Below are 13,194 nucleotides of genomic sequence, written 5' to 3'. Positions count from 1 at the left end.
CCTACTTCGATGCCTCTCATTGTACTCAACTCGGACAATTTCCAAAAGCGAATTCCCCAAATTTCGAACGCTTCTTTCATACAACAGTGCAAACTTCAACCGCATGACCTCGTGCACCGCGCTTTGGACTGACGATAACTCCGCTCATCTCTTGGTTTGAGTAACATTTCAGAGCAGTCGGACATGCTTAAGAGGAAACGCTCTTTAAGAATGCCCACCCCCGGAGGTGCCGTAGATGACAACTGACCTTGCTTTTCCAAGTTCCTTCCCTGCTCAACATCAAACAACGCAACCCGGCATCGAATCCGCCATGAATCCCCGCCCGGTGACGATTCGTGCCAACTTCCGCCCAGGCGGTAAACTCATCGGCAAAGTGGCCATCATCACGGGTGGAGACAGCGGCATTGGCCGCGCGGTCGCAGTAGCATTCGCCGCAGAGGGTGCCGATGTCTGCATTGCGTACCTGACAGAAGATGAAGATGCCATTGAGACCAAGCGAGGCGTAGAAACACTGGGACGCCGTTGCCATCTCCTTCGAGGCGACGTCGGAGAGACGACATTTTGCAGTGAACTCGTTCAGGCGGCGCTCCAGCAATTCGGCAAACTCGATATTGTCGTCAACAATGCTGCCGAGCAGCACCCACAACAAAGTTTGCTGAATATCACGGCGGATCAACTAGAAAAGACGTTTCGCACCAATATTTTTGCGATGTTTCACCTGAGTCGGGCCGCACTGCCGCATTTGAGCCAAGGTTCCAGCGTGATTAACACGACTTCGGTCACCGCTTATGAAGGACATCCCGAACTCATCGACTACTCGGCGACCAAAGGTGCGGTCGTTACCTTCACTCGCTCACTCGCCAAGTCACTAGCGGGGCAAGGTATTCGCGTCAACGCGGTAGCGCCTGGGCCAATTTGGACACCCCTCATCCCCTCGACTTTTGATGCCAAGACCGTCTCCTCCTTTGGCAGCGATACACCCCTTGGGCGCGCTGGACAACCCTGTGAACTCGCGCCTGCTTACGTCTATCTCGCTTGTGACGACAGCTCGTACATGACGGGACAAATTCTTCACGTCAACGGTGGAGCTTCTACGTCCTCGTAGCCCAAAGGACGTGCGCATTTCGCTATAATGAGAGGAAAACGTGAAGGCAACGCGTTCCGCTCATGGACACATCTTGGGCAGAGGACGAACGACCGTCTCCGTGAGAGGTGCAGGCATGTCGAAAAGCACAGAAACATCCGCATTCCAAGAAGCCAAAGACCGGCTACGAGACGAGGTCCGAACGCGTTGGACCTACAGTGCAGAAACCTTGCGCAAAGAATTGATACAACGCAGATACTTTTTACCTGAAGAGTCCTGCCGGAAGCTCGTCACCTACCTCAGTCTCAACAAACCCGTCGGATTGCGCGGTGAACCTGGCGTTGGCAAATCCGAATTGCCCGAGCAACTCGCGCGGGTGCTGGAAGCGGAATTCGTTGACATTGAGTGTCATAGCCAGTTAGAGGCGATGGACATCGGTGTGTCATGGAACGGATTTAAGCAGATGGTCGATGCTCAGACTGGGCGCAATCATGGTGACTTATTCACCACAGCTTACCTCAATCGGACACCCTTGCTGACCGCCGTGACTTCGGAAAGGCCAGTCGTGGTTCGAGTCGACGAAGTGGACAAATTGAACGAAAACACCTCCAACTTCTTTCTTCGATTTCTCGACAAGCGCGAGTTGGTCGTGCACGACTTAGTTGATGCAGACAACGTCCTGTCTGCCAAAGCGCCAATTTATGTTTTTCTCACGAGCAACGAGTATCGGCCGCTGGATATTGCGATGATGCGCCGCGTAGCATGGATGGACTTACGCTTTCCTCCGGAGTCGGAGGTCTCCACCATTTTGCAGGCCAAAACAGGAGTTCCGCGAGCAATGGCGGATCGGATAGCATATTTGGTCCAACGACTGCGCCAAGAAGACTTGCGAAAGCCACCGTCGATTGGCGAGGCGCTGGACTGGACGCGCGCATTGATGCTGGAAACCGACGGACATCTGACCTGGACGGCGCTTCGAAGTACGCTGGGGCTGCTCCTCAAATACGAGAGCGACGAGAAGGACGGTTGGGAGGCGATGCAGGAGTGGCTCACTTTCGACTAAACTGGAACTCCCTCGCCGATACCTCTCGCCAGATGTGGCGACCGCTGTTGTCAAGACGCCGACTTCTCTGGGGCTCGCTCGATGCCCGCATAGACAAGCTGATAGCGATGGACCGGCGAAACGCCACTCATCGCCGTTCCGACAACGGCGAGCCAAACATGCCTGAACTGAGCGAATCGGAATGGATGCGATGGAAGGAGTCAGAGCGAGAAGCCAACCATCATTTGGAAGATGACGAAATAGACCGGAGCCTCCAGCGCAGCATGGCGAATGCGGGAAGCGATGAGACTCCAGCCACGGGAGAGACCGAAAAGCGAGGAGGCCCCGCAAACGCCGACTGCTCGGGACCCTCTCGTGAATCGCGCACCAGTGTGGAAAAACCTGCAAGTATCGATCCGGTCCGGACCGAGATTGCCCGTGAACTCGCAGAACTGGAGGTCACGTCGCTCGACTCCGTGCTGGAAACTATGTTTTCGCGGCATCTTGCGGAAACGGCTCGAGGGCAAGACCTTCCACGTGCGAAGACTCCTCGCAGCGACGCATGGTCCAACTTCGGCAAAGCACGAGAGATGGACCGGTGGACAGACGGACAAATCGAGCAGCAGAAACGAGAGTTGAAATGGTGGATACGCGACTTTACCAGCCGCGAAATCCAACGTCTGCCGTCGACGCAGGGAGCGCGGCGCAAATATGTCGACGCTCGCCGTAGCATCCGGTCCATGGCCCTGCACGGCGGAGTGTTTGAGCGATTCTACTATCGTCCAGGCAAAGCGCTCTCCGAGGAGCCCGTCCGCCTCCAAAACGTCGTCTGTCTCGGCGATGTGTCCGGGTCCATGGGCAAATACGTCGCCACCGTGCTCTTCCTTTTGAATGTGCTGACCGACGTGGCTGACGTCGACAACTATGTTTTTTCCGATACGCCCACGCACCTCGGGCCACTGCCCGCAGACGAATCGTTTCGCCATCAATATGAACGGTTGAGGCGCTCTGCTTCTTCTTGGGAGTACGGCACAAACCTGGGCGAAGCACTCGCAGAAATGATTGCCGACGGAGTCTTCGACCAAAACACCGTATTTCTGCTCATAACCGACGGCGGATTTCAACTCAGTCAATCAGCCTGGCAACAGACGGTGACGAGCTTGCGAACGATATCCGAAACCGTCAAACGCATCGTGGTGGCCACGCCCAATCCCGCACTCGTTGAAGAAGCTGCGGCCTGTGCAGAGGACCTTCCGGAAGCACTCCGCGAGGAGGGAGACGCTCTTCTGACGCCATGGCTGCAAAAGGTAGCTCGCTTCGGACTCCTCGCGGACACGAGCGATTCCATCGTTCTCTGCCAATCCCCGGACGCACTCCCACCACTCCTGGAAGCCCTTTTAAGAGAAGACCCAGCGAGGACGGTGACTGCGCCATGATCGGCAAAACCAATCGCATCTTGGCAACCATCACGACACGGGGCAAGTCACAAATTCACGTTCAGGCAGGCCTGCAAAATGCCTGCGGCGTGGCCGTCCCGCTCCTTCTCGGGCTCCTCGTCCATCAAGAGTTGCTGGCGATTGCACCAGCAGTCGGCGCGCTCGTCGTCGGCTTCTCGGGGACATCGGGAACCACGCGCAAGCGCATTCGAACCATGCTCTTGTCGAGCATTTGGATGTCTGTTGCAACCTTTGTCGGCACTTCCTTAGGTCATTTCCTCATAGCCGCCATCGTCTTGACCGTGCTGAGCGGGTTCCTCGCTGGTTGGATGGTCAGTATCAGCCCTGAGGCCGCACAGATTGGCGTATTGGCGAGCGTCGCGTTGGTCATCTTCACGGCATTCCCCGCCAATCCGCTCCATTCGCTGGAGCAAATGGGATTGGTTCTGGCTGGCGGATTGTTTCAGACGTTGCTACTCTTCGTCTTTTCCCGGTTTGACCGTCGCCCGGAGGAGCGCATTCTCGTCGAACGCGTCTATGCCAGTATGGCTACCTTTGCTCGCCAACGGACTCGCAAGGCCGATCTCGCTGTATCTCAAGCCTTCCAACTGGCCGACGCTGCTCTTGCCGACTCGTGGTTGCCAGGGCATTTGTGGATTCGGCTGCGGCGTCTGTTGAACGAAGCAGAACAGTTACGCAATACGCTGGTCGCTCTCAGTCTACAGACCAAAGGAGCGAATTTTCCTTCAAAACCGCCAGCCGAAGGAACCAACATGGCACCATTCGTTGGTATCGAGGCGGCGCCTGCGTCCGCGCACGACACAATGTTTCGCACGCTCGGCCAAATTTTTGATGGGGTCGCGCGTCAACTGGAATATTCGGACGCCTGGAGCACCGCTTCCAGTGCTGGGTTCCAGCATTTGGACCAACTCATCGTGCGTCTCGCGGAGCTTGGCGTGCCTGTGTCTTCGGTCACAACCACCAACGGTTTCAGCGCATCCGAGTCACCCAACTTAGCCGATACTACAAACTCCGTGAAAGCATTCCTGAACATTCTTGCGCGTGTCCTGGAGCATCTGCAAGACACCATCTCTGAACCACGTCCGACCAGTGCTAGACCGGACGGACGTTGGCAGCCCATTCAAATTCGTCTGACCACGCTTCGCGCCAATGCGACTTTGGATTCACCTGCGTTTCGCCATGCGTTGCGTCTAGGCATAACGCTCGGCGTTGCTGTCGTACTCTATCGACTCATCCCTCTGCCGCGCGGCTACTGGGTCCCCATGACTGCCCTGCTCGTTCTCAAGCCGGACTTTTTTTCTACCATTGGCCGAGGACTGTCCCGCATTTTAGGAACCGTTATCGGGGTTATCGCCACCTCCCTGTTGCTGGCCATTCCCCATCACGGATTTATCTTGCCGATGATACTCATCGTCGCGTTTGCCATCGCCATGTATGCGTTCATTCAGTACAACTACGGCGTCTTCAGTATCTTCGTCACCGGTGAGGTAGTCGTACTCCTCTCCTTCTTTGAACACATGACACCTGCAATAGCCATCAGGGACCGATTGCTGAATACCCTGATTGGCGCCGGCATCGCTTTGGTCGCATACATCCTCTGGCCAACTTGGCAAGAGCGAAACATCCCGCGAACCTTAGCAAAATTCGTCCAGTCAGAGCGCAGATATCTAGAAATATTGCTGTCTGCTGTGGATGCCATCAACGACAGTGCGACCGTCCTAGGCAGCCCCCTCGAGAAACAAATTGCGGACAAACGTCGCAGCGTTCGATTGACTCGAACCAACGCGGCGGCCACCCTCCATCAGGCGCAGAGCGAACCGAAGGCAGAACGGTACGATGCTCATGCCGTCCTCGGGATATTGACAGCACAGCATCGCGCGACCGACGCACTGCTGGCTTTGGACCAATACATATCGCAACCTCAAAGACCGACTGAGCTTGCCAGCGATTCAGCCACCTTCTTGCGCTGCTTGCGGGATGCTGCGAGACAGATGGAAACTCTGGAGCACCTATTGTCCGCAACAGATTCTCTACCTCATGCTATGCCTAGCAATTTTCTGAACGAACTGCGCGAACACTTGAATGACGGTAAGCAGCGCGACATTTCTTCCATCATGGATGGTCAACTGCGCATGATTGCCTTGCGCCTGAATGCCAGTGTGGCCACCTCACTCCGCATGATGCCGCTGCACAAGTCGAATGAGCATCCCATCTTTCTCCCGAGCACCTCTCCGTCGTCTTCCAAATATATCCCTTGAAACCGCGAAATGAAATAGAGACAATAGTGCGAGAGGTTGTTCCACAGGGGTGGGTAAAGATACTTATCCGGGACGCGGTGATGTATGTCACATCTTGACGGGTCCTCGGTCCAAGTCTATTTGACAAAACGAGGTGTTTTCGTGAGTTTTCTGAAATCCATTTGGTCTGCACTGCTCGGAGCATGGATTCATTTTGGACTGCATGTGTTCCCGGCAACGATTCATCCCATGATTGTTCACTTTCCAATTGCGCTGCTCTTCCTCGCGCTGCTGATTGAAATTTTGCGCATTATTTTGCCTCCGTCGGAAACACGTTTTTACGATCGCGCTGGCTACTGGGTCGTCTTTCTCTCGGTCTTTGCCTGTATTGCAGCCGCTGCAGCTGGCGTCATCTCCGAGCAGTATGTCCGCTTCACCCCAGCCGCCGCAAAAGTGCTGTCAGAACACCAGCTCGACGCGGTCATTACCATTCTCGCCGCCATTCTAGCCGTGCTCGTCCGGAGCTTCACACGGTACCCAGACTTCAATAAACGCGACAAAGAGCGTTGGACCTTGTTCGGGCGCGGGAGAGGTAGGCCAACCTGGCTGTCCACACTCCTCGTTCTGATTGCCGTCATCATGGTCTCCATCACCGGGCATCTCGGCGGCACCATGGTCTATCATTATGGAGCGGGCACTCCATCGACTTTCCGTCAGCCACTGCAGCAAACCTTGCGGGTGCGGGCGTAATTTTGACATGGGCGCTAAACCATGTCTCCGTTGGCCGAGTACACATACAGATTCGCTCTTCCCATGTTGATTTGGGAAGAGCGAATGCGCCCAACGGTCATTTATTTTTTATGCGAATGACCACAGGGATTTGGTCGACGTGGTCACTGCCACGGCACCTGCATTCAAAACTGTGGCCACATCTTCTGCAGATTTAATAAATCCTCCAGCAATCATAGGAATGCCAGACCTCTTTGCTACTTCTCTCAGTACCTCTGGCAAAAGACCCGGCAAAACCTCAATATAGTCTGGCTGTGATGCTTGAAGCACACGGTAACTCGTTTCTAGGGAATGCGAATCAAGGAGAAAAATGCGCTGAATGGCCGTGACACGGTGTTTTCGCGCTGTCACCACCACATTGGAGTGGGTCGAGATGATACCATCCGGCCTTACAACCTGACAGAGAAATTGTGCCCCTGCCTCATCCTGCTTCAGTCCCTGAACAAAGTCAGCATGAAGAAAAACCTTCTTTTGGCTCTGGTGCGCCATATGAACCAAACGCGGAATTTGAGCCAAATGCGCATTCAACAAGATGAGCGTCTGCTCACGCGCTGCTAATAATTCTTCGAAGTCTTTCACGGTTCGGGCTGCCGGAATCACTTTCTGCCCGTCAAAGTGCACTTGTCATCCCCCGCTATGCCCCGCTCCCGCGCTACCTTCCGTCGGTTTCAACGCTTTCCTCCGCGTACAGCTTTCGAACGGAAGTGCTTTTCGGGACGGACCGCTCGTCTTCAAACGTTCCTAAGAGAAAATCCATCCCTGGATTGGTCACGCCAAACCAATAGTGTTCATTCTTGAAGTGATGCCACAAGTGCACTTTTTTCATCCAGCGCCCCCACGGTGTTCGCGGCACAATGGGACGATGTGCGACGTAATGCGTCCATTCATAGACCAGTAAGTACCCCATGACACCCGTCAAAAACGCGTTGACCTCCACAAACCGACCCGTGACCGCATAACAAATCGCTCCAGCTATCAAGAAGTTCGGAATTGTATACCACAGCGGCAGAAAGAGTAAGTGGAGGTTCGTGGGATCTTCGTGATGATGATAATGCAGGCGCTCGACGAGGCGCCGCATCCAGATACGCTTGGGCGGCTGCATATGGAACAAAAAGCGATGTGTCGCATACTCAGAGACGCCATAAGTCGCTATGCCGATGAGCAACGAAATCCACTCAAACCACTTTGTGGCATTCCAGAGAGTCCAAACAAAGCTGAGTGCAAACAGTCCCACCATACCGGCAATGTGAGGAAACGTAAGAAATTCCCGCCAATACGCTTGTCTCGGTTCTTGTCGCAGTTTCTGCACAAGACCACCTCGCGATGTTCAAAGTGTCTCCTAAGGCGCAACTGTATAAGGAAAGTAACAGAACCGATAGAAAGAATAGAACACTTTGCTCTATAATACATCATGACAGGGAAAACATGTATCATCATGAGCGGGGGAGTAAGGCTAGTGAATCCATTGCGCAACGATTAAGAAGGCGTGGCAAAAATGTTCAATCAAGTTGCCTCGATATACGCTGATGCTTCCAGACCTTTGGCTCACTTTTTGCCATACTTAGAGGAATTTCTCGCAGAGAACGTCCAGGCCGGGAAACGGGTACTCGATGTCGGTTGTGGCCCAGGACACTTTACCAGTGGACTGCCAATGGACGTAGATGTCGTCGGCATCGATCTATCGCCGGCGATGATCGATGCGGCACGCCAATCGCGGCCATCAGGTACGTACTTAGTCCATGACTTTCACCATCCACTACCTACAGAATTAGGAAAATTCGACGTAGTCTTAGCCAGCGGATGCTTTGATTTTTGCGAGGATTTGACCGAAGTCATCGGCAATATAGCGGCCGTTCTTGCAGACGGTGGACGCTTCTACTTTACTGTCAGCGAGCGCCGAACCGGGTTGCCTTTTCACGATGCGCGAAGTATTGATGCGACAGCTGGATTGGCAAATATCCAGATGTTCTTCTGGACATTTTATGAAACAGCTGCCGCACTAGAAGCCTCTTCGCTACGCCCGCTTACCTATCACTTCGCACAGGGTTGGGAAAACACCATTCTACAGACAACCATTTTCTACGGATATTGGGTGGTGGAACACTCCGATCATCCCTAAGAAAGGTTGTTCAATGTTAGTTTTATTGTAAATTATGTAATTTTATAAAATTTACTGTTACAGTGGGTTCTTCATTGCCTTATTAATTATAATATGATTATATTATAATGGACTGAATTATAATGCGAGACGCCCTAAGGAGGTACCCACTATGCCGGAGAAACCCCTATTGTACTTCCTCTGTACCGGAAATTCGTGCCGCAGCCAAATGGCGGAAGGTTGGGCAAGGAAACTGTCCGGCGGAACGGTTACAGTTTATAGTGCCGGAATCGAGACGCACGGTCTCAATCCGCGCGCCGTGGCCACCATGAAAGAAGCAGGCGTCGACATTTCCGGACACACGTCAGACCTCATAGACCCCGAAATTCTCAACGCAGCAGATTATGTCATCACTTTATGCGGAGACGCGAACGACCGCTGTCCCGTGACACCACCACACGTCCGCCGCCTCCACTGGGGATTTGAAGACCCTGCAAAGGCCGTCGGCACCGACCAGGATATCGACAACAAGTTCCGCGAAGTGCGAGATGCCATCCGGGACCGCGTCAACCAGTTTCTTTCCGAATTGGAGCAGCGAATAGAGTAGCCGTTACCATGAGCGCAGAGCTTCACCCGTCCATTTCTGTCCATGCTGACACGGCGAGACCCTCCTCGCCTTCGTTCCTTGACGCACCGACCGGACGAAGAATGTACAGGGGGGCGCTTCTTTGGCGTCATGAGAGGATATTTAATCGTAGCCATGGTACTTTCCGTCGTAAGTATGGTACAAATAGCCCATTGACTGATACTCTTTAAAAAAGGATGGCTATGCAAGGACCATGAATCCATACACACCGAACACCTCACTAACAGCTTTCTTAATCGCAACCGCCATCGCACTCGTGCTTGGTGCAGCCATCGGAGCGGAGCGACAATGGCGACAGCGAACGGCCGGACTGCGCACCAACGCACTGGTTGCACTCGGTGCTGCTCTGTTTGTCGGAGTCGCCGTTCGCATTCCCGGTCCTCCGGGCTACGACCCCACTCGGATTGACGCCTACATCATTTCCGGCATGGGTTTTCTCGGAGCTGGAATTATCCTTCGTGACGGCGTCAACATCCGCGGCATCAATACAGCCGCGACGATGTGGTGCTCTGCAGCCGTCGGTATGTTGTCTGGAAACCACTTCTACCTCGAAGCCGTTGCAGCAACAGCGTTCGTCATTGTCGGCAACATATTCCTACGGCCTGTCGCACACGTGCTCGACCATCACCCCCGCGGAGGAGAAAGTGCCGAAATTGTCACCTCGTACCGCTTTCGAACGGTTTGCAAGGCCTCCGAAGAAGCACGTGTGCGAGTCATGCTGGCGGAGGCACTCTCAACTCCTGGCTTGCGATTGTATGCCCTGCGCAGCGAAGATTTAGCCGATGGACGTGATGTCGTTCAAGTTGAGGCGGATATTGAGCGAACGGGAGCAGACGACGTATCGATGGAGCAATTGGTGAGCCGCCTCAGCCTCGACCCATCCGTATCTGCCGTCAGTTGGACGGCGCTCGACGCACAGTAAAGTAGCGGACTTCAGGGCAGACCATCGCTTTGCCCTGAGTCTTGTTGACTCGGTCGGACGCGGCGAATTCACACCGATGGCACTACACCAGCGGCCAATGCCGAATAACTCGCCAAGTGCGGCCACTGTTCGTAGTCTCCTCCAGCACATACGACAAATTTTGAACGTCTTGTAGGTCTCGGCATAAGGCAAATCCATCTTGTCCATTGACAAAACTGACATCCATAACTTCAAACCAGGAATGTGCAGACAAAGCATTGTCATGCCAAGTGCGGCCACCATTCGTCGACTCCATCAAAAACCCGCGGCTCTCCCAAAGCCACCCCGCGCTTCGGTTGAGAAATTGAATGCCTTTCGCATACCCACCTAAGTTCAGCCCACTGAGAGACACCGTACTCTCTTGACTCTCGGTCGATCCGCTCCCTGGCAATCCTCCCAAGTTGTCTCCACTCACGGTCGTCCCCGTTGCGTTTCCCGCTCCCCCTCCCCCGCTCACCCCGGCTGCATCGGCAGCAGCCATGGAACTACCGAGATCGACATTATCCAAAGCGGCCCATGTGCGGCCACCATCTGTAGTTGCATAGACTGCTTTTTGCTGCTGGCCAGCGCCGGGCTGTCCGGCTTCAAAAATCCATCCGTCCCGCGAAGTCAAAAACGAAATACCGACAATCATCCCCGCGCCGACCATGGCGGGCATGTGGATCTCGCTCCAAGTTTGACCACCATTTACGGTCCGCAACAAACGATTGCGAAACTCGCGAGGCGATGAATCGGCATACCCCACGCGCGATGTCACAAAGTCGAGACCCCTGACTGACGCATGCGTCAGAGTCATAAACTTCATCGGGGCACTCGCTAAACTTGGCTGCTCTGGAAGCGGTGGAGTGCTAACGCTCACGGCATCCTGTCCCCCGCCAGTCGACGGCGTTCCGCCACCAACGCCGCTGACCAACTGCGCATGGACCAATGTGCTCGTCTCGTTGCCGCTCGCGGTGACGAATTGTTGTCTGAACCAAGCTTCAAACCCTAGAGCAAAAAGGCTTGAGAGCGTGCCTTCGGTCTGGTATCGTGGCACCCAATGTCGCCCACCGTCCGCCGTCAACAACAGTTGGTTGACCATGACATGTTGTCCGTTTTCCTTTACTTCCCCCTGACCAATCATCCATCCCAACTCAGGACTGGAGAAGGAGACGGAGACAGGACTGAAGTGAACTAAAGTGCGCGTCACGGCCATCGAACCGGAGACAACTTGACCGGTTGACTTCAGCAACGCAGGAGCAGAACTTTGGGATTTGCTCGAAACTCTCCCCTCTGTACTGGTATGAATCTCGTACGTATGAACGGGACCATGGCTTGACGGCACGGTAGCGCAGCCACTCACAGTACTGAAAGCAGCCGCCGCAGCCACCCAGAAGAGTGCTCTTGGCCGTCTATTTTGCCGAAACCGGACCGATTTCGAAAAAGTTGTCATACGCCGACTCAGGCCGACCATGGCACGATAGTTCATCCTGCTGACTCCTTTCGGGGCACACTGCTCCACCATTCCACAACATTCGCGCTACAACTCATGTACAATGAAGAGAGAACAGGGCATGGCCCATTTATTGCAACGGGTGAAGCTCTCTTACGACTCATACCTGTTGTGCAATGGACACGCAATGAAGGAGGACTTTCTGTTGACAAAAATACCGTTGAACACGCGTGACTTGGAAGCAAGTCAATTAGTGTACGGCTGCATGGGCTTAGGCGGAGCTGACTGGTCGAATCGCACCGAGTACACCGCCGAGGACGTCAAGGAAGCTCACGCTGCTGTCGAAGCGGCACTCGCCATCGGCATCAATATGTTTGACCATGCCAATATTTATAAATCGGGAAAAGCAGAACAAGTCTTCGGAGAAGTGCTCAAAGAACGCAAGCACTTGCGCGACCAAATAATTTTACAATCGAAATGCGGCATCCGTTTTGCTGATGAACTCGCACCCTTTACGCGCTTCGACTACTCAAAAGACTATATTCTCGATTGCGTCGACGGTATCCTCTCGCGACTCGGCATAGAAACACTAGACATTTTGCTGCTCCACCGTCCGGATATTCTCATGGAACCTGAGGAAGTAGCTGAGGCGTTCGACCATTTACTGTCGGAGGGGAAAGTTCGTCACTTTGGAGTCTCCAACATGAGCGCCTCCCAAATGGATTTTCTGCAATCCTATCTCGACATGCCGATTGTCGTCAATCAAATGGAGATGAGTTTATACCGCCACAGTTTTGCGGATTCTGTGGTCAACATCAATCAAGACACCTCACTTCGTGACTACTTCCCTGAAGGAACTATTGAATACTGCCGGACCGAGGATATTCAGTTACAAGCGTGGGGTCCTTTAGCGCAGGGACTATATACTGGCCGGCCCATAGACAAGGAGAATCATGCGGTTCACGTAACTGCGGCGAAAATCGCGGACTATGCGGAGCAGAAAAACACCACTCCGGAAGCGATTTTGCTGGCTTGGCTGATGCGTCACCCGGCACATATTCAACCGGTTATCGGGACTCGCAACCCCGCTCGCATTGAAGCGTGTCGCGATGCCGAAAAGGTATCTCTGACTCGTGAGGAATGGTATGACTTGCTTATCTCAGCGCGCGGCAACGCGATGCCGTAGAGGAGATTCAAACTGCGGTTGAATACGTGCCCAAACGGGAGCAAGAATCAGAAACCTGGAAGCCATAAGCTACCAGGTTTCTGTTTTTGATATGGCAAGGTATTCGCATCAAACGCCTCAAACGCCTCAAACGCCTCAAACGCCTCAAACGCCTCAATCGCATCAATCGCATCAATCGCCTCGAACGCCTCGAACGCCTCGAACGCCTCGAACGCCTCGAACGCCTCGAACGCCTCGAACGCCTCGAACGCCTCGAACGCCT

13 protein-coding genes are annotated in these 13,194 nt (G+C 53.9%); 9 read left to right on the top strand and 4 right to left on the bottom strand.

The genetic code is table 11. The features are described from left to right. Positions 1-235 precede the first annotated feature (235 nt). The 5 genes from M4I36_RS16280 to M4I36_RS16260 all read left to right on the top strand — a co-directional run bounded on the left by M4I36_RS16280 (position 236) and on the right by M4I36_RS16260 (position 6,570). On the top strand, positions 236-1,105 hold the full coding sequence (locus M4I36_RS16280) for an SDR family oxidoreductase (protein ID WP_258112816.1): 870 nt from the start codon (positions 236-238) through the stop codon (positions 1,103-1,105). A 115-nt stretch (positions 1,106-1,220) separates the two neighbouring features. Continuing rightward, entirely contained in the window at positions 1,221-2,147 is a 927-nt protein-coding gene (locus M4I36_RS16275) for an AAA family ATPase (protein WP_258112815.1), read from the top strand. Further along, the gene (locus tag M4I36_RS16270) at positions 2,129-3,562 is read left to right on the top strand and encodes a VWA domain-containing protein (RefSeq protein WP_258112814.1); all 1,434 of its coding nucleotides are present in this window, start codon (positions 2,129-2,131) and stop codon (positions 3,560-3,562) included. The genes M4I36_RS16275 and M4I36_RS16270 overlap by 19 nt, the downstream gene beginning before the upstream one ends. Beyond that, positions 3,559-5,841, top strand: a complete 2,283-nt coding sequence (locus M4I36_RS16265; protein ID WP_258112813.1) for an FUSC family protein — start codon at positions 3,559-3,561, stop codon at positions 5,839-5,841. Before M4I36_RS16270 ends, M4I36_RS16265 begins: the two co-directional genes overlap by 4 nt. A 141-nt stretch (positions 5,842-5,982) precedes the next feature. Beyond that, entirely contained in the window at positions 5,983-6,570 is a 588-nt protein-coding gene (locus M4I36_RS16260) for a DUF2231 domain-containing protein (RefSeq protein ID WP_258112812.1), read from the top strand. 108 nt (positions 6,571-6,678) lie between these two features. Here the strand turns inward: M4I36_RS16260 and M4I36_RS16255 are convergent, their stop codons facing one another. Then, positions 6,679-7,230 carry a glycerol-3-phosphate responsive antiterminator gene (locus M4I36_RS16255; RefSeq protein ID WP_258112811.1) on the bottom strand — a complete coding sequence of 184 codons (552 nt, stop codon included), beginning with the start codon at positions 7,228-7,230 and terminating at the stop codon, positions 6,679-6,681. Between the two features lie 31 nt (positions 7,231-7,261). Then, positions 7,262-7,846, bottom strand: a complete 585-nt coding sequence (locus tag M4I36_RS16250; protein WP_258112889.1) for a sterol desaturase family protein — start codon at positions 7,844-7,846, stop codon at positions 7,262-7,264. Between the two features lie 258 nt (positions 7,847-8,104). Between M4I36_RS16250 and M4I36_RS16245 the strand changes: the two genes are divergently transcribed. From M4I36_RS16245 to M4I36_RS16235, 3 genes are all read left to right on the top strand, one after another. Beyond that, on the top strand, positions 8,105-8,728 hold the full coding sequence (locus tag M4I36_RS16245; RefSeq protein WP_258112810.1) for a class I SAM-dependent methyltransferase: 624 nt from the start codon (positions 8,105-8,107) through the stop codon (positions 8,726-8,728). 151 nt (positions 8,729-8,879) lie between these two features. Continuing rightward, entirely contained in the window at positions 8,880-9,314 is a 435-nt protein-coding gene (arsC, locus tag M4I36_RS16240) for an arsenate reductase (thioredoxin) (RefSeq protein WP_258112809.1), read from the top strand. 232 nt (positions 9,315-9,546) lie between these two features. Beyond that, positions 9,547-10,275 carry an MgtC/SapB family protein gene (locus tag M4I36_RS16235; protein WP_258112808.1) on the top strand — a complete coding sequence of 243 codons (729 nt, stop codon included), beginning with the start codon at positions 9,547-9,549 and terminating at the stop codon, positions 10,273-10,275. A gap of 82 nt (positions 10,276-10,357) precedes the next feature. On the opposite strand, the gene M4I36_RS16230 is transcribed toward M4I36_RS16235, so the two are convergent. Further along, positions 10,358-11,782 (bottom strand): WD40/YVTN/BNR-like repeat-containing protein, encoded by a 1,425-nt coding sequence (locus M4I36_RS16230; protein ID WP_258112807.1) that lies wholly within the window; start codon positions 11,780-11,782, stop codon positions 10,358-10,360. 169 nt (positions 11,783-11,951) lie between these two features. Here M4I36_RS16230 and M4I36_RS16225 point away from each other — a divergent pair, with 169 nt between their 5' ends. Continuing rightward, entirely contained in the window at positions 11,952-12,932 is a 981-nt protein-coding gene (locus M4I36_RS16225) for an aldo/keto reductase (RefSeq protein WP_258112806.1), read from the top strand. 47 nt (positions 12,933-12,979) lie between these two features. Here the strand turns inward: M4I36_RS16225 and M4I36_RS16220 are convergent. Continuing rightward, a partial coding sequence (locus M4I36_RS16220) for a hypothetical protein (RefSeq protein WP_258112805.1) occupies positions 12,980-13,194 on the bottom strand: 215 nt, incomplete at its 5' end.

Source organism: Alicyclobacillus sp. SP_1 (genome assembly GCF_024706985.1).
Classification (GTDB): domain Bacteria; phylum Bacillota; class Bacilli; order Alicyclobacillales; family Alicyclobacillaceae; genus Alicyclobacillus_I.
This window is presented reverse-complemented; position numbering and strand designations above follow the sequence as displayed.